Source organism: Dokdonella sp., assembly GCF_017744955.1.
GTDB lineage: Bacteria > Pseudomonadota > Gammaproteobacteria > Xanthomonadales > Rhodanobacteraceae > Dokdonella_A.
Window position 1 is genome coordinate 187,687 of the sequence record NZ_JAGIAG010000003.1, and the last position, 24,472, is coordinate 212,158.

22 protein-coding genes are annotated in these 24,472 nt (G+C 69.3%); 11 read left to right on the forward strand and 11 right to left on the reverse strand.

What is annotated here, in order from left to right:
• Positions 1–7: 7 nt before the first annotated feature.
• From J7520_RS09040 to J7520_RS09085, 10 genes are all read right to left on the reverse strand, one after another.
• Complete coding sequence (locus J7520_RS09040) at positions 8–1,678, reverse strand: hydrogenase maturation protein (protein WP_291186990.1); 1,671 nt, start codon at positions 1,676–1,678, stop codon at positions 8–10.
• A 107-nt stretch (positions 1,679–1,785) separates the two neighbouring features.
• Positions 1,786–3,165 carry a DNA repair protein RadA gene (radA, locus tag J7520_RS09045; RefSeq protein ID WP_291186993.1) on the reverse strand — a complete coding sequence of 460 codons (1,380 nt, stop codon included), beginning with the start codon at positions 3,163–3,165 and terminating at the stop codon, positions 1,786–1,788.
• Between the two features lie 197 nt (positions 3,166–3,362).
• The gene (locus J7520_RS09050; protein ID WP_291186996.1) at positions 3,363–5,771 is read right to left on the reverse strand and encodes an AI-2E family transporter; all 2,409 of its coding nucleotides are present in this window, start codon (positions 5,769–5,771) and stop codon (positions 3,363–3,365) included.
• 88 nt (positions 5,772–5,859) lie between these two features.
• Entirely contained in the window at positions 5,860–6,939 is a 1,080-nt protein-coding gene (gene alr / locus J7520_RS09055) for an alanine racemase (protein WP_291186999.1), read from the reverse strand.
• 124 nt (positions 6,940–7,063) lie between these two features.
• Positions 7,064–8,449: a replicative DNA helicase gene (locus tag J7520_RS09060; RefSeq protein WP_291187002.1), complete on the reverse strand. Its 1,386-nt coding sequence runs from the start codon at positions 8,447–8,449 to the stop codon at positions 7,064–7,066.
• Positions 8,450–8,836: 387 nt separating this feature from the next.
• Positions 8,837–9,286 carry a 50S ribosomal protein L9 gene (gene rplI / locus J7520_RS09065; protein ID WP_291187005.1) on the reverse strand — a complete coding sequence of 150 codons (450 nt, stop codon included), beginning with the start codon at positions 9,284–9,286 and terminating at the stop codon, positions 8,837–8,839.
• Positions 9,287–9,385: 99 nt separating this feature from the next.
• The gene (gene rpsR / locus J7520_RS09070; RefSeq protein WP_291187008.1) at positions 9,386–9,610 is read right to left on the reverse strand and encodes a 30S ribosomal protein S18; all 225 of its coding nucleotides are present in this window, start codon (positions 9,608–9,610) and stop codon (positions 9,386–9,388) included.
• Positions 9,611–9,642: 32 nt separating this feature from the next.
• Positions 9,643–10,089 (reverse strand): 30S ribosomal protein S6, encoded by a 447-nt coding sequence (rpsF, locus tag J7520_RS09075; protein ID WP_291187011.1) that lies wholly within the window; start codon positions 10,087–10,089, stop codon positions 9,643–9,645.
• 117 nt (positions 10,090–10,206) lie between these two features.
• Positions 10,207–11,004, reverse strand: coding sequence for a hypothetical protein (locus tag J7520_RS09080; RefSeq protein ID WP_291187015.1), 798 nt, complete (start codon positions 11,002–11,004; stop codon positions 10,207–10,209).
• Positions 11,005–11,048: 44 nt separating this feature from the next.
• Positions 11,049–11,375, reverse strand: a complete 327-nt coding sequence (locus J7520_RS09085; RefSeq protein WP_291187017.1) for an iron-sulfur cluster assembly accessory protein — start codon at positions 11,373–11,375, stop codon at positions 11,049–11,051.
• A 177-nt stretch (positions 11,376–11,552) separates the two neighbouring features.
• Here J7520_RS09085 and asnS point away from each other — a divergent pair, with 177 nt between their 5' ends.
• From asnS to J7520_RS09140, 11 genes are all read left to right on the forward strand, one after another.
• Positions 11,553–12,953, forward strand: coding sequence for an asparagine--tRNA ligase (asnS, locus tag J7520_RS09090; RefSeq protein ID WP_291187788.1), 1,401 nt, complete (start codon positions 11,553–11,555; stop codon positions 12,951–12,953).
• Positions 12,954–13,084: 131 nt separating this feature from the next.
• Positions 13,085–13,408: a hypothetical protein gene (locus J7520_RS09095; protein WP_291187020.1), complete on the forward strand. Its 324-nt coding sequence runs from the start codon at positions 13,085–13,087 to the stop codon at positions 13,406–13,408.
• Positions 13,405–13,704, forward strand: a complete 300-nt coding sequence (locus J7520_RS09100; protein WP_291187023.1) for a hypothetical protein — start codon at positions 13,405–13,407, stop codon at positions 13,702–13,704. Before J7520_RS09095 ends, J7520_RS09100 begins: the two co-directional genes overlap by 4 nt.
• 198 nt (positions 13,705–13,902) lie before the next feature.
• The gene (locus tag J7520_RS09105; protein WP_291187026.1) at positions 13,903–14,691 is read left to right on the forward strand and encodes an SDR family oxidoreductase; all 789 of its coding nucleotides are present in this window, start codon (positions 13,903–13,905) and stop codon (positions 14,689–14,691) included.
• A 407-nt stretch (positions 14,692–15,098) separates the two neighbouring features.
• The gene (locus J7520_RS09110; protein ID WP_291187029.1) at positions 15,099–15,836 is read left to right on the forward strand and encodes a sulfurtransferase; all 738 of its coding nucleotides are present in this window, start codon (positions 15,099–15,101) and stop codon (positions 15,834–15,836) included.
• Positions 15,837–16,049: 213 nt separating this feature from the next.
• Complete coding sequence (locus J7520_RS09115; RefSeq protein WP_291187032.1) at positions 16,050–17,501, forward strand: aldehyde dehydrogenase; 1,452 nt, start codon at positions 16,050–16,052, stop codon at positions 17,499–17,501.
• A gap of 32 nt (positions 17,502–17,533) precedes the next feature.
• A complete protein-coding gene (gene can, locus J7520_RS09120; RefSeq protein ID WP_291187035.1) occupies positions 17,534–18,214 on the forward strand; it encodes a carbonate dehydratase in 681 nt (226 codons plus the stop codon).
• A 2-nt stretch (positions 18,215–18,216) separates the two neighbouring features.
• The gene (locus J7520_RS09125) at positions 18,217–19,560 is read left to right on the forward strand and encodes a hypothetical protein (protein WP_291187039.1); all 1,344 of its coding nucleotides are present in this window, start codon (positions 18,217–18,219) and stop codon (positions 19,558–19,560) included.
• Positions 19,557–20,012, forward strand: coding sequence for a Rid family hydrolase (locus J7520_RS09130; protein ID WP_291187042.1), 456 nt, complete (start codon positions 19,557–19,559; stop codon positions 20,010–20,012). The genes J7520_RS09125 and J7520_RS09130 overlap by 4 nt, the downstream gene beginning before the upstream one ends.
• A 199-nt stretch (positions 20,013–20,211) precedes the next feature.
• Positions 20,212–20,730: a 3-hydroxyanthranilate 3,4-dioxygenase gene (locus J7520_RS09135; protein WP_291187045.1), complete on the forward strand. Its 519-nt coding sequence runs from the start codon at positions 20,212–20,214 to the stop codon at positions 20,728–20,730.
• 43 nt (positions 20,731–20,773) lie between these two features.
• Positions 20,774–22,873: an FUSC family protein gene (locus J7520_RS09140; protein ID WP_291187048.1), complete on the forward strand. Its 2,100-nt coding sequence runs from the start codon at positions 20,774–20,776 to the stop codon at positions 22,871–22,873.
• Positions 22,874–22,993: 120 nt separating this feature from the next.
• Here J7520_RS09140 and J7520_RS09145 read toward each other — a convergent pair whose 3' ends face one another.
• Positions 22,994–23,989 carry a helix-turn-helix domain-containing protein gene (locus tag J7520_RS09145; RefSeq protein ID WP_291187051.1) on the reverse strand — a complete coding sequence of 332 codons (996 nt, stop codon included), beginning with the start codon at positions 23,987–23,989 and terminating at the stop codon, positions 22,994–22,996.
• Positions 23,990–24,472 lie beyond the last annotated feature (483 nt).

Below are 24,472 nucleotides of genomic sequence, written 5' to 3' on the forward strand. Positions count from 1 at the left end.
GTCCGCCTCACGCCGTCTCGCGCGCGGTCACCGCAGCGCACACCGGTTCGGCGCACAGCTTCCACACGAAGCGCCGCCGCGCCTCGTGATAGCTGCGATCCGCGCCGAAGAAGTTGGAATGCATTTCGGCCAGTTCCTCTTCGGCGTAGCGGTCGAGCGGCTTGCTGCGCTCGTCCTGTTCGCGCTGGCGCACCTTCAGCGCCAGGGCGGCGCGATAGCGCCAGAAGCCGAGTTCCGGCTCGACGATGCGCAGGACGCGCTCGATCAGCGCGTCGCCGTCGAGCGCGCCGTCGATCAGGCCGATGCGCGCCGCGCGCGCGGTGCCGACGGGCGCCAGCGAATCGGTCAGATGCCGCGCGGTCGCTTCGCCGACGCGGCGCGGCATCAGATAGGTCCAGAACTCCGAGCCGTACAGGCCGCCCATGCGCTTGTAGTGCGGATTGAGCACGACACCGTCGCGCGCGTACACGCGGTCGGCGGCGAGCGCGAGCGTGACGCCGCCGGCGCCGGCGTTGCCTTGCAGCACCGAGATCACGAGCTTGTCCGACGTCGTCGCGATCGCGCGCACCAGCGCGTTCATCGCGAGGATGTTGCGCCAGGATTCCTCGGCCGGATCGGCCGCCGCCTCGATCGCGTTCAGATCGATGCCGTTGGACCAGAAGTCGCCACCGCCGCAGAGCACGATCGCGCGCGTCGGACGTTCGCACGCGTGGCGATACGCAGCGAGCAGGCGCGCGCAGTTCGTCGTGCTCATCGCGCCGTTGAGGAAATCGAAATGCAGCAGGCCGAAGCGGCCGCGCTCGCGATAGCGGATGTCCTGGTACGTGGCGTGATCGGGCTGCTCCTGCGCCGGCAGCGCCAGCTCCGGCAGCGCTTGCGCGCGTTCGCCGAGCACCTGCGTCGCCGGCAGCTTGATGCCGTCCTTGCGCCGTAGGTGGCTGAGCCAGATCGCGCCGTCGCCGGTGGCGACGCAGATCGCCTCGTCGCGGCGCGCGAGCAACGCGCCCGGCTCGCCGCGCAGGCGGCCTTCCTCGTGCGCGCCGAACACGTGCAGCGATTCGCCGGCGACGCGCGCCAGCGTGCCCGGAGCGCTGTCGCCGGAACGGATGCAGGCGAGAATGCGGGCGCTCGACTCGCGCCAGTCGAAACGACGGTCGGCCTGCCGGCACGCGGGCCGCTCGCGTCCGCGCTGCTCGCCGACCGGCAGGCGCGGCGGGCGCGCACCGCCGTCGAACGTGGCGACCGCGCGCAGCACCGCGTCGACCGCGGCCTGCGTCGATTCGCGCCGGTACAGCGCGCTCTTGCTCACCGCGCGCATCGGAAATTCCGCGCTGGCCCACACCGGTCCGGCGTCGAGTTCGGCGCGTGCCTCGAGCACCGTCAGGCCCCACTCCGCCGCGCCGTCCAGGATCGCCCAATCGAGCGCCGACGGGCCGCGATCGCCGGGAATGCCCGGGTGCACGATCAGGCTGGTCCAGCGTTTCCACACCGAAGGCGGAATCGCGCGCTTGAGCATCGGCGCGACGATCAGCGCCGGATCGGCCGCCAGCGCGGCGGCCTCCATCTGCTCGCCCGAGGCGACCTCGGCGACGACGATCTCGTGGCCGCAGTCCTCGAGTTCGACCTGCAACCGCTGCGACAGACTGTTGTGCCGCGTACACAGGAAAAGAATGCGCATCGCCCCTGCCCTCCCCCGATCCTTCGCGGCAGCGTAGCCGGCGCCGGCGGACGGAATGCTGACGGGATGCGCACTTCTATACTTTTCCCTCTATTGGTACTTTTCCCTCACAGCTCCCAGGCCGCGGCGAGCGCCTCGCCGAGCCGCTCGACCGCGACGACCTCCATGTCGCCGACGCGGCTCTTCTTCGGCGCGTTCGACTTCGGCACGATCGCGCGACGGAACCCGTGCGTGGCGGCCTCCTTCAGGCGTTCCTCGCCGTTGGGCACCGGGCGGATCTCGCCGGACAGGCCGATCTCGCCGAACGCCACCGTCTTGTCCGGCAGCGGGCGGTCGCGGAAGCTCGACAGCACCGCCAGCAGCACCGGCAGATCGGCCGCGGTCTCCTGCACGCGGATGCCGCCGACGACGTTGACGAACACGTCCTGGTCGTAGACCGCCGCGCCGCCGTGCCGATGCAGCACGGCGAGCAGCATGGCGAGCCGGTTCTGCTCGAGACCGAGCGCGACGCGACGCGGATTGCCGAGTGAACTCTGGTCGACCAGCGCCTGCACCTCGACCAGCAGCGGCCGCGTGCCTTCGCGCGTGACCATCACCGCGCTGCCCGGCGTCGGCGCGCTGTGCGCGGACAGGAAGATCGCCGACGGATTGGGCACCTCGCGCAGGCCCTTGTCGCCCATCGCGAACACGCCGAGTTCGTTGACCGCGCCGAAGCGGTTCTTGAACGCGCGCAGCACGCGGAAGCGCGAACCGGACTCGCCCTCGAAGTACAGCACCGCGTCGACCATGTGCTCGAGCACGCGCGGCCCGGCGATGCCGCCTTCCTTGGTCACGTGACCGACCAGGAACACGCTGGTGCCGCTCTCCTTGGCGAAGCGCACCAGACGGGCGGCCGACTCGCGCACCTGCGAGACCGAGCCCGGCGCCGCGGTCAGCAGTTCGGTCCAGATCGTCTGGATCGAATCGACGATCAGCACCTCGGGCCTGGCCGTCGCGGCTTCGGCCAGGATGCGCTCGATCGAGGTCTCCGCCAGCGCCTCCAGACCGTCCAGCGCGATACCCAGCCGCTGCCCGCGCGCGGCGACTTGCGCCAGCGATTCCTCGCCGGTCACGTAGAGGCCGCGCAGACTCTGGCCGAGCGTGCCGAGCATCTGCAGCAGCAGGGTCGACTTGCCGATGCCCGGATCGCCGCCGATCAGCACCACCGAGCCCGCGACCAGGCCGCCGCCGAGCACGCGATCCAGTTCGCCGATGCCGGTCGCGCTGCGCCGCTCCGCCTCGGCCGCGACCGTCGCCAGCCGCGTGACCTTCGCCGCGCCGGACGCACCGGCGTAACCCGAGCGCGCGGCGGCCGCCGATTTCGCCGCCGGCTGCACGACGAACTCCGTCAGCGTGTTCCACGCGCCGCATTCGACGCATTGCCCTTGCCACTTGGAGTGTTCCGCACCGCATTCGGTGCAGACGTAGGCGGTCTTCGCTTTGGCCATCGGGGCTCCATTCGCCGCGCCGGCGGCGGGCCGGACGCGGAACATTCCGTGATCGTGCGGCCCCGCGGCTGCGAGTGCCTTCAAAAGAATCGTACCCGCCGAAATCGTACCCGGGATCGCCGGATCGAGGCGGCGAAGCCGATGCGCACGGCGCAGGTTCGTGCCGGCGCGTCGCAGGAGGCGAGACCGGATGCGAATCAGCCGGCGGCGGCGTCCGTGGCGCGCTCGTGGACGCGCCGCATCAGCTCGGCCGCCATCTCCGCCAGCAATTCCATCTCGGCAGGTTTCATCTCGCGCGGGGCGGAATCCATGATGCACAGCGCGCCGAGCGCGCGGCCGTCGCGATCGCGAATCGGCGTACCGGCGTAGAAACGGATGCCGTACTCGCGCAGCAGCGCGCTGCCGGCGAAACGAGGATCGCGCGCGAGATCGGCGACGACCACGTCGGCATCGCCGCCGACGACATGGGCGCAGACGGACGATTCGCGCGGCACGCCGTCGCCTGCGCCGGCGAGCGCGCTCGCCGGCTTGCGCACGCGCTCCGCGTCGACCCAGGAAATCTCCGCGTACTTCGCGTCGAACGCATTGGTGGCGCGGCGGATCGTTTCCTCGTAGAGCGCCTCGTGTGTCGGTGACAGTGCACCGCTGCGCTGCAGGGCTTCGACGCGTGCCGCGTCGTCCGGCGGAACCGGTGTGGCGCCGATGCCGTCGGCGTCGCTCAGCAAATGATCGACGTGCAGCGCCAGGCTGCCGAGGTCGGAGACGATCGCCTCGACGTCGAGGCGGCGCGGCATGTCCTCTTCGAACATCGCCGCGGAGGAATTCCACGCCGCGACGACGACGCGCACGTCCGGCAGGCGGCGGCGCAGACGCCGCACGATCAGGCGTACGCGCGCCTGCGGCTGCGTGCCGAACACCGACAGGCAGATCACCTCCGGTCGCGGGCAATCCGCCGGCACGTCGAAGGCCGGCGCCGACAGGATCGCCTGCGTCGCCGCGCGCGCGTCGCGGCCGCGCAGCTCGAGGGCGTGCGCCACCATCGCCGCGGCGAGCACGTCGACCTCCCAGCGTGCGCCGAGACAGAGAACGCACGCCGCTTCCTCCTGCACGACCGGCAATGGCGGGTACTGCTCGCGCAGTTCCTCGACCAGCTCGGCCGCGCCGGTGGACAGGCGCAGGCGATGCTCCGCGCTGGCGGCGTCGGCGTGATGGGCGGTCGCGATGCGCAGCATCGGCACGGCGACTTCGCCGTAGAAGCGCGCCAGCGCATCGGCCGTCGTGTCGGCGCCGTTCTTCGACGCGCGCTCGGCGATCACTTCGTCGGCGAGATCGAGCGCCTCCTCCACGTCGCCGGCGAGCAGACGCTGATACAGCCGCTGCGGCGGCGCCAGCGCGCTCGCGCTGCCGAGCAGCACTTCGAGGAAGTGCAGCGACGGCAGGTAGCGGCCGATCACCAGCAGGCACACCGTCAGCGGCGTCGACAGGATCAGGCCGAGCGGACCCCACAACGCGGTCCAGAACATCGCCGCGACGATGATCGACATCGCGCTCAGTCCCGTGCTCGATCCGTACAGCCACGGCTCGACGAGATTGCCGCACACTACTTCCAGCGCGACGATCAGGCCGATCGTCCACAGCACCATGCCCCAGTCCGGCGACACCGCGAAGGCCAGCGCGATCGGGAACACCGCCGAGACGATCGGCCCGACGTACGGCACGAAGCGCATGACCGCGGCGACGAAACCCCACAACGCGGCGGCGGGTACGCCGATCCACCACAGCCCCAGCCCCATCGGCACGGCGTAGCACGCGTTGATGAGGAACTGCATGCGCAGGTAGCGGCCGATGCGCCCGGAGGCTTCGTCCATCGCATCGGTCGCCACGTGCAGGTCGCCGCCGGCGAGGCGCAGCAGGCGATCGCGCAGGTCGCGGCGATCCATCAGCATCAGGATCACGAACAGCAGCGCGATGCCCGCGGTCGCCACCGGCTCGCTGACGCGGCCGAGCCAGTCCAGCACCACGCGCGTCGGACGCGATTCCGGCCCGACGATCTCCACTCTCTGCACGCTGGCCGCCTGGCCGGCCTTCGGCGCGGTGTCGATTTCCTTCTGCACGGTCTGCAGCGTCTTCAGCGCGCCTTCCCACGCACCGGGGCGGGTCGCCGCCTCGCGCAGGACGTGCAGCTTGCTGCGGATCGTGCTCTGGTAGGTGGGCAGGTCGCCGCTCAGCGCGGTGAGCTGATTGGTCACGTAGGCGCCGACGCCGACCAGCGCGCCGACCGCGAGCAGCACCACGAAGAACACCGACAGCGTGCGCGGCAGACCCCAGCGGCAGAGCAGACGCACCGGCGGATCGAGCAGGAAGCCGAGCAGCGCGGCGAGCGCGAGCGGAATCAGCAGCGACCGCCCGAAATACAGCGCGGCGATCAGGATCGTCGCGATCGCCAGGCCCGTGAGCAGACGCAATCCCGGCACGACCGACGCCAGCGTCGCCGCGGCCGCCAAGGCGCCGTCGCGGCCGTGCTCGCCGTCGAACGGCGCACCGGCTCGCGTCGCATCGTCGTCTCGCGGCGCCCGTTCGGGGCGTGTTTCGGAATCGCGCTTCATCGCCCGCCTCCGCGTGGCGACCCGAGCGGGCCGTCCGGCGATACTACCGCAGCCCTCGCGCGGGAATTTGCGCGTCGCGGACGCCCATTCAGCTTTCGTCTTCGACGAAGCGCACGCGGCGCGTCACGCCGCAGGTCAGCTCGTAGCCGATCGTGTCGGCGTGCTCGGCGATCTCCTCGACCGCCAGCCCGCGCCCCCACAGCACGACCGCGTCGCCGACCTTCGCCGCCGGCACGTCGCGCAGGTCGATCGTGATCAGGTCCATCGACACGCGTCCGATCAAACTCGCGCGCACGCCGTTGACGAGCACCGGCGTGCCCGGTCCGGCGTGGCGCGGGTAACCGTCGCCGTAGCCGACCGCGGCGATGCCGACCGGCATGTCCTCCGGCGCTTCCCAGGTCGCCGCGTAACCGACGCGATCGCCGCGGCGCACGCGGTTGATCGCGACCAGCCGCGTCGACAGGGTCATCGCCGGACGAAAGCCGAAATCGGCGCCGATCTTGCCGGCGACGACCGAGATGCCGTACAGCGCGCCGCCGGCGCGCACCCATTGGCCCTGCGCCTCGGGCCAGCCTAGGATGCCGGCCGAGTTCGACAGCGAGCGCTCGCCGTCGAGACCGGACACGCTGCGTTCGAAGCGCTCGATCTGATGCGTGGTCAACGCGTCGTCGAACACGTCGGAGTTGGCGAAGTGCGTCATCAGCGCGACGTCGCGATCGACGCTCGGCAGCGCGCGCAGGCGCGCGTGCACGTCGCGCGCGCGCTCGGGCGGGAAGCCGAGCCGGTGCATGCCGGTGTCGAGCTTGAGCCAGACGCGCAGCGGCCGCGGATCGGCGTCGGCGGCGAGCAGCTCGATCTGCGATTCGTGATGGATCACCGCGTCGAGCCTGAGGCGGCGCATCTCGGCCAGATCGCCCGCCTCGTCCGGCCCCGACAGCACGACGATGCGCTGCGACGTCCCGGCCGCGCGCAGGCGCTGGCCGTCGGCGATCGCCGCGACGCCGAACGCGTCGGCGCCTTCGAGCGCGCGCGCGGCGCGCTCCAGGCCGTGACCGTAGCCGTCGGCCTTGACCACGGCCATGACCTTCGCGCCCGGCGCGAGCTCGCGCACACGGCGCAGGTTCTCGCGCAGCGCACCGAGATGGATCGTGGCGCAGGTGGCGCGCATCAGCGGGGAGCCGTGATTGGTGATTGGGGATTGGAGATTGGTGGAAGACGTGCTTGCGTACTGCAGCCGCGTGCGGCCAGCCCGCTTTTCCGAATCACCAATCCCCAATCACCAATCACGGCTTTCACTCGAACGACCCCACATAACTGTCGCTGGCCAGATTCTCGAACTTCGTGTACTGGCCGAGGAAGGCGAGCTTGACCGCGCCGGTCGGGCCGTTTCGCTGCTTGCCGATGATGATTTCGGCGACGCCCTTCTCGCCCGATTCCGGGTTGTAGTACTCGTCGCGGTAGATGAACATGATCACGTCGGCGTCCTGCTCGATGGCGCCCGATTCGCGCAGGTCGGCCATCACCGGACGCTTGTCGGTGCGCTGTTCGAGCGAGCGATTGAGCTGGGACAGGGCGATCACCGGGATGTTCAGTTCCTTCGCGAGCGCCTTCAAGCTACGCGAGATTTCTGAAATTTCGGTGGCGCGGTTCTCCTTGGTTCCGGGCACCTGCATCAGCTGCAGGTAGTCGATCACGATCAGGCCGAGGTCGTGCTCGCGCTTGAGCCGCCGCGCGCGCGCGCGCAGTTCGCTCGGGCTCAGCGCCGGCGTGTCGTCGATGAAGATCTTCGCCTCGCTGAGCAGCGTGATCGCATTGGTCACGCGCGGCCATTCCTCCTCGGCGAGGTCGCCCGTGCGCAGGTGCCGCGCGTCGATGCGCCCCATCGAGGAGATGAGTCGGAACGCCAGCTGCGAGGCCGACATTTCCATCGAGAAGATCGCGACCGCCTTCTTCGTGCGCATCGCCGCGTTCTCGGCCATGTTGACCGAGAAGGCGGTCTTGCCCATCGACGGGCGCGCCGCGACGATGATCAGGTCCGACGGCTGCAGGCCGGCGGTCATCTCGTCGAGATCGATGAAGCCGGTCGGCAGGCCGGTGACCGCGCCGCGGTTCTCGTAGCGGTGGTGCAGGATCTGGAACGCTTCCTTGACCGCCGAACGCATCGAGACGAAACCCTTGCGCCCGCGCGCGCCGGCCTCGGCGATGTGGAACACCTTCTGCTCGGCGGTCTCCAGGAGCTCCTGGCTGCTGCGCCCTTCCGGCTGGAACGCGTCGCCCGCGATCTCGGTGCCGGCGTCGATCAGCTGACGCAGCACGGACTTCTCGCGCACGATGTCGGCGTAGGCGGTGATGTTCGCCGCGCTCGGCGTCGAGTTCGCCAGCTCGATCACATAGGCCGAACCGCCGACCAGCTCGGAGAGATTCTGCGACTGGAACCACTCGCCGAGCGTGACCGCGTCGTAGGGCATGCTCTTGCTGGAGAGGTCGCCGATCGCGCGGAAAATCAGGCGATGGTCGCGCCGGTAGAAGTCGTCCTCGACCAGGCGGTCGGCGACGCGGTCCCACGAGTCGGGCGCCAGCATCAGGCCGCCGAGCACGGCCTGCTCGGCCTCGATCGAATGCGGCGGCACGCGCAGCGCTTCGATGGTGGCGGAGGATTTGCGTTCGGTCTGGGCCATGGCGCGCGCGCGAGATTCGGCCACGCATCATCCGCGGGCGGGTCTCAGCTGTCGAGACAACAACCTGTGGAAAACCTGTGCGCTCAGCAGGCGACCGAACGGCACGAAAAACAGGAAGTCCCAGCCGCAGCATGCCGCCGACGATCCGATCCCTCCTCCTATCGCCCTTCTTCCTCTGCGTCTCTGCGCCTCTGCGAGAACTGCTTTCTTGCCACCATCCCAAGAAAGACACCCTCGCAGAGACGCAGAGGCGCGGAGAAAGGCCGGCGGCGTTCCTGCTTCGTACTCTTCGCGCGCTCGCACGCAGTCGTATCACCGCTCACCGGACGCGGAAACGACAAGGGCGCCCAGAGGCGCCCTTGTCTTCAGTACCGATGCGGCGGTGGATCAGTCGTCGTTCGCGACGACGACCTTGACCGTCGTGTTGACGTCGGCGTGCAGGTGCACCTGCACCTCGAATTCGCCGATGTGGCGCAGCGGGCCTTCCGACATCACGACCTCGCTCTTGTCGAGCGCGGCGCCGGCGGCGGTGAACGCGTCGGCGATGTCGCGCGGGCCGACCGAGCCGAACAGCTTGCCTTCCGGGCTCGCGTTCGCCTTGATCGTGACCGACAGGTTCTCGAACTGCGCCTTGCGCGCTTCGGCGCCGGCGAGCTGCTGGTTCGCACGCGCCTCGTACTCGGCGCGGCGCTGCTCGAACTCGGCGATGTTGGTCGGCGTGGCGGCGGTCGCCTTGCCCTGCGGCACGAGGTAGTTGCGGCCGTAACCCGGCTTGACCTTGACCTTGTCGCCGAGGTTGCCGAGGTTCTTCACTTTCTGCAGAAGAATCAGATCCATGGGATGTTCCTATTCGTTAGCGTCGGATGGTCCGGCGCAGCTTGCGCTGTCCGAATGCGTTGCCTTCGTCCGGGCGCGCGCCCGGACGGAAGGGATAGATCAATGCGCGTCGCTGTACGGCAGCAGCGCGAGGAAGCGCGCGTGCTCGACGGCACTGCCCAGCATGCGCTGGTAGCGCGCCTTGGTGCCGGTGATGCGGCTCGGCACGATCTTGCCGGTCTCGCTGATGTACTGGCGCAGCAGGTTGAGATCCTTGTAGTCGATCTCGGTGGCGTTCTCGGCGGTGAAACGGCAGAACTTCTTGCGGCGGAAGAACTTGGACATGATGAATTCTCCTTGAGGACCTGGGCAGGCGCTTATTCGGCGGCCGGTTCGGCGGCCGCGGCTTCTTCGCGCGGCGCGCGTTCACGGCGCGGACGCGGCTCGTCGTCGGTGTCGCCGAAGCCGACGCCTTCGTCGTCGCGGCGGCGACCGCCCTTGTCGTCCTTGTTCTTCATGATCGGCGACATCTCGGTCACCGCGTTCTCGCGCTTGACGATCAGGTGGCGCAGCACCGCATCGTTGAAGCGGAAGCCCGACTCCAGCTCGCCCAGGGCGGCCGCGCTGCACTCGATGTTCAGCAGCACGTAGTGCGCCTTGGCCAGGTGCTGGATCGGATAGGCCAGCTGGCGGCGGCCCCAGTCTTCGAGACGATGCACCTTGCCGCCGTCGTTCTCGATCAGCGTCTTGTAGCGCTCGACCATCGCCGGCACCTGCTCGCTCTGGTCAGGGTGGACCAGAAACACCACTTCGTAATGACGCATGGAAACTCCTTGTGGGTATCGGCGCGGAGGATTCCGCTCGACAGCCTCCCGCGGCGCGGTGAGGCAAGGCTCCGCCGGTGAACGAACCGGGCGGAGAACCGCAAATTCTAGGCGAAATCACGAACTTGGCGCAAGCCTGGGATCCGCCACCGGCTTCGCCGAGCCCGCCTTCGCCGGATCGGGAGCGGATTTGCCCGCCGCGCTGACCGGTTCGAGGCGCAGGACGTTGTTCGTCGGCAGTATCAGGGACTGCCGTGCCGCCGCGTCGTACAGGAACACGTAGTTCGACACCGCGCCGAGGTAGGTCCAGGTCGGCGACCTGGACGCGGCGAGATCCGTCTCGCTGCCGTTGAGACGCACCCGCACCTGCGCCATCCCGTCTGCGCGCATCCGCTCCACCCGCTGGTCGGCGTAGATCGCCACGAACAGCCAGCCGTAACAGACGACGATGGCGGCGTAGGCCCATTGCGTGACCGCGTGTCCGTGCCCGACCAGGTTCCAGCGCGCCCAGGCCAGCATCGCGCGCTGCCGCCACGACGGCGCGCCGTCCTGCGCCAGCAACCGCTCGCGCCGCGCCAGATGCCGTCGCCGCGACCAGACGTTGATGCGGTCGAACACCCAGATGACCGCGAAGGTGGACAGCACCAGCAGCGGCGCAACCGGCTGCTGGATCCCGGCGATCAGGAAATCGCTGATCTGCGACAGGCTCAGCACCGGAATGTCGAACTTCGTGTAGTAGCGGTAGTTGTAGAAAATGCCCGCCATCGCGACGAGCAGGTAGGCCACGGTGATGCCGAGCGCGGGTTCGCGCCGGAGCAGCTTCACCAGATGCGGCAGCAGGCTGTGCAGCGCCGAATCGCGCTTTCTTTCCCCGGCATCGGCCGACGGAAGGCCGCCGCCCCTGTCTGGTTCCATCACCCCGTCCGCTCCCCGTCATGCCCCCTGCGCGGCGGCGACGCTCAGCCTACCGTGAAGCTCTCTCCGCAACCGCATTCGCCGGTCGCGTTCGGATTGCGGAACACGAAGCTCGCGTTGATGCCCTGACGCTGGAAGTCGATCTCGGTGCCGTCGACGAACGGCAATGCCTTGCGGTCGATCACGATCGAGAGGCCGTCCTGCTCGAACACCTGGTCGTTCTCGGCGATCGCATCCGCCAGGTCGACCGTGTAGCCGAAACCCGAACAGCCGGTGCGCTTGATGCCGAAACGCACGCCGACCGCGGACGGCTCCTTGGCGAGGAAGTCCTGCATGCGCTGGCGCGCGGCGGCGGTGAGCTGAATGGCCATGGGAGAGCGGCGATTGGGGATTGGAGATTCAGGATTCGGTTCGCGGACGATTGTATCGCCTTGCGCGGCGCGGCGCCTTTGCCGGTACGACGATTCCGCTATCATCGAAAGTCCTTCGCGCCCATCGAACGTGGGCGCCCATTCCAGGAGTTTCAAGCGATGCCGGCGGTCGACACCGTGGAAACCATTGATGTGAAGCGCGCGCTGTCCGGCGCCGTCGCCGCGGGTACCCGCGTGCGCGTGCGCGGCTGGGTGCGCACGCGGCGCGACTCGAAGGCGGGGCTGTCGTTCATCAATCTCAGCGACGGTTCCTGCTTCGATGCGATCCAGGTCGTCGCGCCCAATACGCTGCCGAACTACGACGGCGAGATCCTGCACCTGACCTCCGGCTGCGCGCTCGCCGCCGAAGGCGAACTGGTCGCCTCGCAGGGCAAGGGCCAGTCCTTCGAGCTGCAGGCGAGCCGCATCGAGGTGCTCGGCTGGGTCGACGATCCGGAGACCTACCCGATCCAGCCGAAGCCGCACTCGCCGGAGTTCCTGCGCGAGGTCGCGCACCTGCGTCCGCGCACGAACCTGTTCGGCGCGGTCACGCGCGTGCGCCACACGCTGGCCAACGCCGTCCACCGCTTCTTCCACGAACGCGGCTACTTCTGGGTCAATACGCCGATCATCACGACGTCCGACGCCGAGGGCGCCGGCCAGATGTTCCGCGTCTCCACGCTGGACCTGATGAACCTGCCGCGCACCGACAAGGGCGCGGTCGACTTCCACAAGGACTTCTTCGGCAAGGAGACCTTCCTGACCGTCTCCGGCCAGCTCAACGTCGAGGCCTACTGCCTCGCGCTCAGCAAGGTCTACACCTTCGGGCCGACGTTCCGCGCCGAGAACTCGCACACCACGCGGCACCTGGCCGAGTTCTGGATGATCGAGCCGGAGATCGCGTTCGCCGACCTCGCCGAGGACGCGCGCGTCGCCGAGGAGCTGCTCAAGTACGTCTTCAAGGCGGTGCTCGCCGAGCGCGCCGACGACATGGCCTTCTTCGCCGACCGCGTCGAGAAGACCGCGGTGTCGCGCCTGGAAGCATTCGTCGAGGCGCCGTTCGAGCGCATCGAATACACCGACGCGGTCGAGATCCTGAAGAAATCCGGCAGGAAATTCGACTACGCCGTCGAATGGGGCGCGGACCTGCAGACCGAGCACGAGCGCTACCTGACCGAGGAGCACGTCGGACGCCCGGTGGTGGTGACCAACTACCCGGAGAAGATCAAGGCGTTCTACATGCGCGTGAACGACGACGGCCGCACCGTCGCCGCGATGGACGTGCTCGCGCCCGGCATCGGCGAGATCATCGGCGGCGCGCAGCGCGAGGAGCGCCTGGACGTGCTCGACCGCCGCATGGCGCAGTTCGGCCTCGATCCGGCGCACTACCAGTGGTACCGCGACTTCCGCCGTTACGGCACGGTGCCGCACGCGGGCTTCGGGCTCGGTTTCGAGCGCCTGGTCGTCTACGTCTGCGGCCTGGCCAACATCCGCGACGCGATCCCGTATCCGCGCGCGCCGGGTTCGGCGGAGTTCTAGCCGATGTCCGCCTTCGTTCCTGCCGCAGGGGAATGGACCCGCCGCATCCCACATCTCGCCTGCCGAGCGCTCGATCCGCGCGGCGGACGTCGGCGCGCGATGCACACCGCCCTCCGCTTCGGAAACCGTCGATGAGCGCCTCTGCCTGGCATCAGTTCCTCTTCACCGGCGGCCTCGGCGTCGCCGTCGCCGGCCTGACCACCTACGTCATCGCCTGGATGCTGGTCGCCGTGCATCTGCGCGACCACCACCCGGGCGAACGCGAGCGCCTGGGCGGCTTCCTGTTCGCGCCGCGCGCGTTCGGCTGGTACCTGGGCGCGGCCTGGCGCAAGCTGCACGACCGCAGCCTCAGCGCGCTCGCCGTGCTCGGCAGCATCGGCGCCTGGGGCATCGCGGTCGGCGCGCTGTGCGCGATCGCGGTCAAGTTCCTCGCCTCGAACGGAGCCGCGCTGTGAACAGCGCCGGGTGGTGGCTGGCGGCGCTCGGCGACACGCTGATCTGGGCGCGCCTGAGCGTCCTCGATTCCGGCATCGCCGAGGTCTTCGACAGCGACGGCCGCATCCTGCGCTACGACGACGAGACCGCGGCACGCATGGCCCTACTCGACGCCGAATTCCGCTCCTTCGACGGCCTCGACGAAGACGACGCCGCAGCGCTCGGCTTCGACCTCGACAGCGTCGAGCCGCCGTCCGGCGACAGCGACGAGGACTTGCTCAAGCACATGGTGCAGAAGCTGCCGCCGCGGCATTGATCGCGAGGCAGATTCGAAGCCGACGAGAAGAATTTCTCGCAGAGCCGCAGAGAACGCAGAGGAAACTTGCTTCCGCCCTTCTCCGCGTGCTCCGCGGCTCTGCGAGAGAAATCCTTCATCGACCCGGCGAACACGCGATCCTTTCCTCTCCGTCCTTCGTATTTCACACTTCCACCCTCTCCGCAAACGGCCCATACGATGAACCTCGACCTCACCGGCAAACACGCGCTCGTCTGCGGCGGCTCGCAAGGCATCGGCCGCGCCGCGGCGATCGAACTGGCCGCGCTCGGCGCCGACGTCACCCTGCTCGCGCGCTCGCGCGAAGCGCTCGCGACCGCCGTCGCGGCGCTGCCGAAGACGCACGAGGCGCAGCAGCACGCGACGGTCGCGGTCAACATGCTCGACCACGCCGAACTGCGCGCGAAGGTCGAAGCGATCGTCAACGCGCAGCCGATCCAGATCCTGGTCAACAACACCGGCGGCCCGCCGGGCGGTCCGGCCAACACGGCCGCGGCCGACGACTACCGCAGCGCGTTCGACCAGCACGTCGTCGCCGCGCAGGTCCTGCTGCAGGTCGTGCTGCCCGGCATGAAGTCGTCCGGCTACGGTCGCGTCGTCAATGTGATCTCGACCTCGGTCAAGGAGCCGATCCGGAATCTCGGCGTGTCGAACACGATCCGCGGCGCGATGGCGAGCTGGGCCAAGACGCTCGCCGGCGAACTCGGCGCGCAGGGCGTCACGGTCAACAACGTGCTGCCCGGCTATACGCAGACGCAGCGGCTCGAGCAGATCCTCGCCGAGCGCACGCGCGCGACCGGCAAGAACGGCGCCGAGATCGAACAGGCGATGCTCGCCACCGTGCCGCTCGGCCGCTTCGCCAAGGCCAGCGAGATCGCCAACGTGATCGCGTTCCTGGCGACGCCGGCGGCGGCGTACGTCAACGGCATCAACGTGCCCGTCGACGGCGGCCGGACGCTTTCGCTGTAGCTTTTGCGATCGTCCGTGATCGCTGCGATCTGGTTTGGCCCTTCGGGCGTGTGTCGCCGATGCCACTGGAGAGTCCAGAAGCGGCCATCCATGGCCGCACTTTTCATGGAAAGCACGACGTAGGGAACTCATCGAGGCATCTCTTGCGAGGAGCGCGATTCGAGTGCCTCGCTGCCCCGCGCCTCGCCTGACGGCAAAACCTTCAGCCCCTTGGCGACACCATTCCCGCGAACGCGGGAATCCAACTGCTGCTTCGCTCGAAGGCACTCTTCCAATCGCTCATACGAAACGGAACGATCGCCTCCGGCGCTTTTCTCAATGGATGCCCGCATTCGCGGGCATGACGCCACGAGGGTCGGTCGGACCTTCCCTTGCCCGCCACAACCCTTCCTCGCGACAATCCTCCGATGATCCTCAACATCGCCGCCTACCATTTCGTACCGATCGACGACGCCGATGCGCTCGTCGCGCGTCTGCGCGAGGCGGCGGAGAGCCGTTCGCTGCGCGGCACGGTGCTGGTCGCCGAGGAAGGCATCAACCTGTTCCTCGCCGGCGCGGCGAAGGCCGTCGACGGCTTTCTCGTCGATCTGCGTGGCGACACGCGCTTCGCCGGCATCCGCGTGAAGTTCAGCCGCAGCGACAGCGTGCCGTTCGCGCGCCTGAAGGTGCGCCGCAAGCGCGAGATCATCACGTTCCGGCGCCCGGAAACGGCACCGAAGGCCGAGCGCGCGCCCGCCGTCGCGCCGGCCACCCTGGCGCGCTGGATCGAGCGCGGCGCGGACGACGACGGGCGCCGGCTGGTGCTGCTCGACACGCGCAATCGCGAGGAAGTGCGCCACGGCACCTTCGCCGGCGCGCTCGCCCTGCCGATCGACCGCTTCACCGACCTTCCCGAGGCGCTCGCGGCCGAACGCGAGGCGCTGGCCGACGCGACCGTGGTCAGCTTCTGCACCGGCGGCATCCGCTGCGAAAAGGCCGCGCTGTGGATGCAGGCGAACGGCTTCGAGCACGTCTGGCAGCTCGACGGCGGCATCCTCGGCTACTTCGAGGACGTCGGCGGCGCCGGCTACGACGGCGCCTGCTTCGTCTTCGACGAGCGCGTCGCACTCGATCCCTCGCTGCGTCCCGTCGCCGAGCAGGGCTGAGCCCGGCGCGGCGCAGCCGCGATGCGTTCCGCCGAAGACGACGAAAGGCGATCGCTCGCGGAGCCGCAGAGGGCGCGGAGAAGAGTATTTTTTTCTCGGCGTTCTCCGCGACTCTGCGAGAACGGCTTCTCGAGAAACCCGCCGGGACCGGAAACCTCCCGGGGATGACGATCGGCATTTCACCGCCCAGCGCGAATCGTTAAGCTGCGCGCGATGACCTCTCTCCTCGCGAACCTGATCGACGGCCGTGCGCAGGCGCCGCGCAGCGGTCGCTATCTCGACGTGTTCGAACCGGCCGTGGGCGCCGTGTTCGCGCGCTGCCCGGACTCCGACGCGGCCGACGTCGACGCCGCCGTCGACGCCGCGCGAAACGCCGCCGCGGCCTGGGGGGCGACCTCGCCCGAGCAGCGCGCGCGATGCCTGAACCGCCTCGCCGACCTGGTCGAGCGCGAGCTGGATGTCCTGGCCGAACTCGAATCGCGCAACTCCGGCAAACCCGTCCAGCTCGCACGTCACCTCGACATCCCGCGCGCGGTGGCTAACCTGCGCTTCTTCGCAGCGGCGATCACGCAATGGGCCGGCGAGTCGCACGCGACCGACGAGCGCACCTTGAACTACACGCTGCGCCAACCGCTCGGCGTCGTCGCCTGCATCTCGCCATGGAACCTGCCGCTCTACCTGTTCACCTGGAAGATCGCGCCGGCACTCGCCGCCGGCAACGCGGTCGTGGCGAAGCCGTCGGAGGTGACGCCGTGCACGGCCGCGCGACTCGGCGAGCTGGCAGTCGAAGCCGGCTTCCCGCCGGGCGTGCTGAACATCGTGCACGGCCACGGTGCCGGCGTCGGCCAGGCGCTGGTCGAACACGCGCAGGTCAAGGCGATCTCCTTCACCGGCAGCACGCGCACGGGCGCGGCGATCGCTGCCGCGGCGGCGCCGAAATTCAAGAAGCTGTCGCTGGAACTCGGCGGCAAGAATCCGGCGATCGTGTTCGCCGACGCGGAGCTGTCCGACGCCGACCTCGACACGATCGTGCGCTCCGGCTTCGCCAACCAGGGCGAGATCTGCCTGTGCGGCTCGCGCCTGCTGGTCCAGCGTTCGATCTACGAGACGTTCAAGCGGCGCTATCTCGAGCGCGTGCGCAGCCTGCGCGTCGGCGATCCGCGCGACTCCGGCAGCGACCTCGGCGCGCTGGTCTCGAAGGCGCACTACGACAAGGTCGTCGGCTGCATCGAGCGCGCGCGCGCGGAAGGCGGCACGATCCTCTGCGGCGGCACGCCAGTGCGGGTCGAGGGCCGCTGCGCGGACGGCTGGTTCGTCGCGCCGACGGTGATCGAGGGCCTCGCCAACGACACCGCCACCAACCAGGAAGAAATCTTCGGCCCGGTGGTCAGCCTGATTCCGTTCGACGGCGAGGACGATGCGATCGCGCTGGCCAATGGCACCGACTACGGCCTGGCCGCGTCGCTGTGGACCTCGAACCTCGACCGCGCGCACCGCGTGGCGGCACGGCTCGAGTTCGGCATCGTCTGGATCAATTGCTGGCTGCTGCGCGACCTGCGCACGCCGTTCGGCGGAGTGAAGAACTCCGGCGTCGGCCGCGAAGGCGGCTTCGAGGCGCTGCGCTTCTTCACCGACGCCAAGAACGTCTGCCTGCGCCTGGGCTGACCCTCGCCACGACTCGAAAGGGATCCACCATCATGGCCGAACTGGACGACCTGCTCGAACGCAACCGCGCCTGGTCCGAGGCGCTGCGCGCGCAGGATCCGGATTTCTTCAAGCGCCTGTCCGAGCAGCAGGCACCGAAGTACCTGTGGATCGGCTGCTCGGATTCGCGCGTGCCGGCGAACCAGATCATCGGCATGGATCCGGGCGAGGTGTTCGTGCACCGCAACGTCGCCAACGTCGTCGTGCACACCGACCTCAACTGCATCAGCGCGATCCAGTTCGCCGTCGACGTCCTGAAGGTCGAGCACATCCTGGTGGTCGGCCACTACGGCTGCGGCGGCGTGCAGGCCGCGCTCGAGGACCGGCGCCTCGGCCTGGTCGACAACTGGCTGCGGCACGTCGCCGACGTGCGCCAGAAGCACCTCGAAACGCTGCGCGGCATGCCCGATCCGTCCGTGCGCCACGCGCGCCTGTGCGAAATGAACGTGATCGAGCAGGCCGTCAACGTCTGCCACACGACCGTCGTGCAGGATGCCTGGGAGCGCGGCCAGAAACTTTCCGTCCACGGCTGGATCTACAGCCTGCGCAACGGCCGCGTTCGCGATCTCGGCCTCGACGTGAAGGACACTTCGCTGATCGCCGAACGACACGAGCTCGCGTTGGCGCAGCTCGAGCGCAGCCCGCGAAGCGGCGCCGAACCTACGGGGGAATGACCATGTCCATCACCACCAGCATCGCCACGGTGCTGTTCGCCACGCAGCTCATGCAGGCACCGCCGCCCGCGCCGACCAGCGGCGCCTCGATCACGCAGCAGCGCGCGGCCGTGGCCAAGTCCGAGCGCCTCATGGCCGAGGCGCTGAAGCGTCCCGGCATCCTCTCCGAGTACCTGTACATGCGCGAGGCGCGCCAGCGCGATCCGGACGTCGCCTTCCGCCTGATCTTCAACCAGTACCTGAGCTGGTTCCAGACCTGGGTCGGCGACTACGCCGGCTCGCGCACGACCTTCTCGATCGCGCAGCCGCCGGAGAAAGGCGACAGCGCCGCGCCGATGGACACCGGCTACAAGCAGACTCCGGCGCTCGACGCGATCGTCGCGCTCGCCAAGGATCGCCAGGCGATCTTCCTCAACGAGAACCACAACATCGCGCTGACGCGCACGCTGACCGTGCAGCTGCTGAGCAAGCTGCGCGAGGCCGGCTACGACACCTTCGCCGCCGAGACGCTGTACCACGACGACGAGAACCTCGCCAAGCGCGGCTATCCGAACGCCGACACCGGCTTCTACACGCAGGAACCGATCTACGCCGAAATGGTGCGCACCGCGCTCAAGCTCGGCTATCGCGTGGTCGCCTACGAATCCGAGTCGATGGCCACCGGCGACGCGCGCGAGCGCGAGCAGGCGCGCAACCTCTACCAGCGCGTCTACGACAAGCAGCATCCGAAGGCGCGGCTGGTCGTCAACGCCGGCTTCACGCACATCCAGAAGGCCGGCAAGTATTTCGACGGCGCGGCGATGGCGCAGCATTTCAGCACGCTCAGCGGCATCGAGCCGATCTCCGTCGAGCAGACCGTGATGATTCCGCACGACATCATCACCGGCGACCATCCGGTCTACCGCCGCATCGCGCAGGAAGTGCAGTTCGACGCGCCGATCGTGTTCCGCAACGACGCCGGCGCGCTGTGGTCGCTGCGGCCGCAGGCGTTCGACGTCAGCGTCGTGTTCCCGGCCGAGGTCTATCGCCGCGGCCGGCCGACCTGGGCCACGATCGGCGACCTGCGCGTGCCGTACGCCATCACCGGCGACCTGTGTAAGCAGACCTATCCGTGCCTGGTCGAGGCGCGCTACGCGGACGAGGGCGAAGACGCGATCCCGGCCGACCGGCTGGTGTTCGAGCTCAACTCGAACATGGGCGACGCGAAGGACCGCGTGCGCACCTCGTCCGATCCGGTGCCGGCCAGCGATTTCTACCTGCGCCCCGGCCGCTACCGCATCGTCGCCCGCGACGCCAGCAACCGCCAGCTCGGCAGCACCATCAACACGGTCGGCGGCTCGCCGTGAGTGAGGGCACGTCCAGCCCGATCCACAGCGCCGCCGCCCCCGCTCCGGTCGGCGCCTATCCGCACGCGCGCCGCGTCGGCGACCTGCTGTTCCTGTCCGGCGTCGGCCCGCGCACGCCGGGCAGCAACGCGATTCCCGGCAACGTCTACGACGCCGACGGCGGCCTCCTCGCCTACGACATCGAGGCGCAATGCCGCCAGGTGTTCGCCAACGTGCGCGCCGTGCTCGAATCCGCCGGCGCGCGCTGGCAGGACCTGGTCGACGTGACCGTGTTCCTGACCGACATGCAGCGCGACTTCGCCGCCTACAACCGCGTCTACGCCGAACACTTCACCGACCCGGCCAGCGCGCCCTGCCGCACCACCCTCGGCATCACCGCGCTGCCGACGCCGATCGCGATCGAGCTGAAGTGCATCGCGGTGATGCGGCCTGGGGCTGAAGCAGGAAGCTGATCCCGCGGAGTCGCAGAGAGCGCAGAGAAGAGCATTCTTTGTTCTCTCCTCGCCTGAATCTTTCTCTCTCTCTGCGCCCTCTGCGCCTCTGCGAGAGAACGCTCTTTCGCAAGGCCTTCTCTCCGCACGCGCCTTTTCCTGCGGCCGCCGCGCTCGTGCGAGGTAAACTCTCCCGCCGAGCACCCATGCAGGACACGCCATGCTGGTTCCCCCGTTCAACCTGCAAGCCTGGATCGACGAGCACCGCCACCTGCTCAAGCCGCCGGTCGGCAACAAGTGCATCGTCGACGGCGATTTCATCGTGATGGTGGTCGGCGGTCCGAACCAGCGCACCGACTACCACTTCGACGAAGGCCCCGAGTTCTTCCTCCAGCTCGAAGGCGAGATGGTGCTGAAGATCCAGGAAGACGGCCGCGTGCGCGACATCCCGATCCGCGCCGGCGAGATGTTCTACCTGCCGCCGCGCGTGCCGCATTCGCCGCAGCGCATGCCGGACTCGGTCGGCCTGGTGATCGAACGCAAGCGCCTGCCGCACGAGCAGGACGGCCTACTCTGGTTCTGCGAGCGCTGCAACCATCCGCTGTACGAGGAATACTTCCACCTCGTCGACATCGAGAAGGATTTCCCGCGCGTGTTCGAGCATTTCTACCGCTCGCTCGACGCGCGCACCTGCAAGGCCTGCGCCCACCTGAACCCGGCGCCGGAAAAGTACCGCTGAACGATCGCTCCGCCGCCCGCATCGGCGCCGCGGAAACGCGCGCATGCTGAATACGCTGCTCGAACTGAAGCCCCGTGACGTGCCGCTGCGCGTCGCGCTGCGCAACACGCTGGCGATCGTGCTGCCGCTGGCGCTGGCGATCCTCGCCGGCCGGCCCGGCATCGGCCTCGGCATGGCCGCCGGCGCGCTGAACACGATGTTCATCGACCAGCCCGGCCCGTACCGGCTGCGCATGCAGCGCATGCTGCTGGCCTCGCTCGCCTCCGGCGTGTCCGCCTACGTCGGCAGCCTGCTCGGCGCGCACATCGTGCTGCTGGCACTGGCCGCGCTGCTCTGCGGCGTCACCGGAGGCCTGCTCGTCGCGCTCGGCCCGAACGCCGGTCGCACCGGGCTCGCCTGCATGATCCTGCTGGTGATCAGCGCGGCGACGCCGCTCGATCCGCTGACCGCGCTCGGGCCGGCCGCGCTGATCGTCGGCGGCGGCGTGCTGCAGATGCTGTTCGCGATCGCGGCCTGGCCGTTGCAGCGCTACCGGCCGGAGCGTCAGGCGCTGGCCGACGTCTGCCGCCAGCTCGCCGCGAGCGTGCGCGGCGGCGACGATTCGCGCAGCGCGCCGCCGGTGACGCAGGCCCTGCTCGACGTCGAGAGCCTGCTGCACGGCGAGCACCGCGCGCGCGGCGGCGTGATGGAGACCTTCCGCGTGCTGGCCGAGCTGGTCGAGCGCATCCGGCTCGAACTGCTGGCGCTGCACGACCTGCACGAGACGCTCGAAGACGGCGACGCCAAGCGCACCCTCGCGCGCGTGCTCGAGTACGCCGCGCGCGCGCTGGAGACCATCGCGCTCGCGCTCGACCAGGGCGCCAGCGCACACGGCGCGGCGGCGGCGATGGAAGGCTTCGACGCCGCCCTGGGTTCGCTGCGGGAGATCTGCGCGTCCGGACACGCGCCGCGCGAAGTGATGATCGCGCTGGCGCGCGCCGACGGCCTCGGCGGCCAGCTGCGCGCCGCCGCGCGCAACGCCGACTTCGCCGGCAGCCGCGGCGAATTGCGCGCCGGCGCGGCCGAGCTGCGCCTGCCGGCGGCGATGCGGCCGGGCAACGCGGCGCAGACGCTGCGCGCGAACCTGACCCTCTCCTCGATCGCGTTCCGCCATGCGCTGCGCTGCGGCGTCTGCCTGTCGCTGGCGATCGTCGGCGAGCGCCTCGCCGGCATTCCGCACGGCTACTGGATTCCGATGACCGCGGCGATCGTGCTGAAGCCGGACTTCGCCGGTACCTTCAGCTTCGGCCTGCTGCGCGTGATCGGCACGATGCTCGGCCTGGTGCTGGTCACCGCGCTGGTCCACTACGCTTTCGGCGGCGTGTGGGAGCGCGTCGTGCTGGTCGCGCTGTTCGCGTTCGGCTTCCGCCTGCTGACCACGGTGCACTACGGCATCGGCGTGATGATGCTGACCGGCCTGGTGGTGCTGCTGTTCACCTTCGATGGCACCGCGCCCGCCGACGTGCTGCAGGCGCGCGGCCTGGCGACCGCGATCGGCAGCGCGCTGGCGCTGGTCGCCTACGTGGTCTGGCCGACCTGGGAGCACCTGCGCGTGCGCCCCGCGCTGGCGGCGATGCTCGACGCCTATCGCGCCTACTTCGCCGTGCTGCTGCAAGGCGAGCCCGACCAGCGCGCCGCCGCACGCACCTCCGCGCGCGCGGCGCGCACCAACGCGCAGGCCTCGCTGGAACGCCTGCGCGGCGAACCGCGCCGCGACCGCGCGCTGATCGCGCTCGCCGAAGGCGTGTTCGCCAACGCGAACCGCTTCATCCGCGCCGGCATGGCGCTGGAAGCGGTCACGCTGGATGCGCGCACGTTGCCGCAGCGCGACGCCGTGCTCGCCTTCATCGAGCGCATCGACATGAGCCTCGCGGCGCTGGCGCGCGACCTGCGCGGCGGCACGCCGCCGCAGATCGGCAGTCTGCGCGAGGAGGAGCGCGCCCTGGTCGCGGCGCTCGAAGCCGCCGCCACCGACGAGGAGGCGCGCAACGTCGCCGGCGCGATCACCGAGGCCTTCGACCGCATGACCGACAGCATCGACACGCTGGCGCACGTGCTGCGCGAGGACGGGCGCCGCGCCGGCGGCGCGTCTTCGGCGCGCTGAGCGACCACATGACGCTTCGCTCGCGCCAGATTCGCGGCGCGGGCGACGTCGCGATCCCGAGGCGGAGTCCCGTTCTTCGCCGGCGCGCCGCGCTGCGAATCCCTACGTGCCGTCGCAGGACTAGCCTTTCGGCGCCCTGCCGAGCGAGGCGATGGCGGCCTTCCAGCCGGCCTGGAAACGCGAGCGCGCCTGCAGGTGCTGGTACATCTCGTTGATGCGGCGTTCCAGCGTACGGTCGGAAATGCCGAGCTGGTGCGCGACCACCTTGTCCTTGCTGCCGCTCGACAGCAGCGAAACCAGCTCGCCGACCTCCTTCTCCACCTTGTCGCGCGCGCCGTCGGCGCCGAACGAGGCGGCCTGATTCCAGAGCAGCTCGAACAGCGCGTACATCGCGTCGAACAGCCACGACGGCCGCAGCAGCAAGCCGGCCTGCGAGGTGTACTCGATGTGCAGCGGCACCAGCGCCAGGCGGCGATCGACGATCAGGGCCTTGATCGGAATGCCCGGACAGACGCGGATCTGTTCACCGAGTCCCATCTCGATGCGCAGGTGGTCGAGCCGGCTCGGCACCGCGAGCGCCTCGGTGTCGACGATCGTGCGGTAACTCACTCCCTGCCGCAGCGTCTGCTTCTTCTGGTCGATCTGGGTCGACAGCTCGCTGACGTACGGCGGGCGGTCGAAGCACAGCACCTCTTCGCGCGCCGATGCGTACAGCCGCTCCATGACCTGCAGCAAGGACTGGTGCCCGGTGATGACCTCGGCGCGCGCTTCCTCGTCCTCGGCGCCGCTCGACGGCCGGATCTTGCCGAGCCGGTCGACCAGCGAGCGCGCCGATTGCAGCCGGGTTTGCTGCTTGTCTATCAGCGCGCCGAAGCACACGTCCGGCGGTGCCGCGCGGTAGCGCGGCGGCTGCTCCAGCGTATGGCTGGCCAGACCCTTGCTCTCGATGGCGTGCAGGACGCGCTGCGCGTCGGCCGGCAGCCAGCCGGCGGCGGCGGCCAGCTCGTCCAGCGCAGCGCCCGGCCGGCGCAGCATGACTTCGTAGAAGTGGAGTTCTTCGTCGGCGAGGCCGATGACGCGCAGGCCTTCGCTGTCTTGTTGCGGGTCCGTGGGCATGGCAATGGCCGAAATCCGACGCGAAAGCCGCAGCGAGCATCACGCATGCCTCGACGCGGCGGGAGCGGAGCGATCAGAACAGCACAGACTGTCGAGAACGCGCCTCACCCCCGCCCACGTATCACTTTGTTACATCTTCCCAATCTGGCATTCGCCGGGCGCGGCGCTGGAAATCCCGTTCCACGGCGCACGACGCACGCGCCGAATGTGAACCCGTACGCACATGGCGATCATCAGCCGTGTCGGATTTCCACCCACTCGCCATTGCTAGCATCGAGCCGCCCGATGCCTCGCTCGCCGATCTCGACATCGGTCTGCGGCAATCGGGCGGGAGGCGGTGCGGATCGGCAGTCTCCGCGACCGCGCATCTCCCGCTGTACGGGCTGGCGTCTGGGAGCCTCGAGCCGCCGACGGCTGGAGGCACGAGTCGGACATCCGCGACGGCGAGGCCGAAAGGCCTGAAGCGCTCTCGCGCATCCGCCG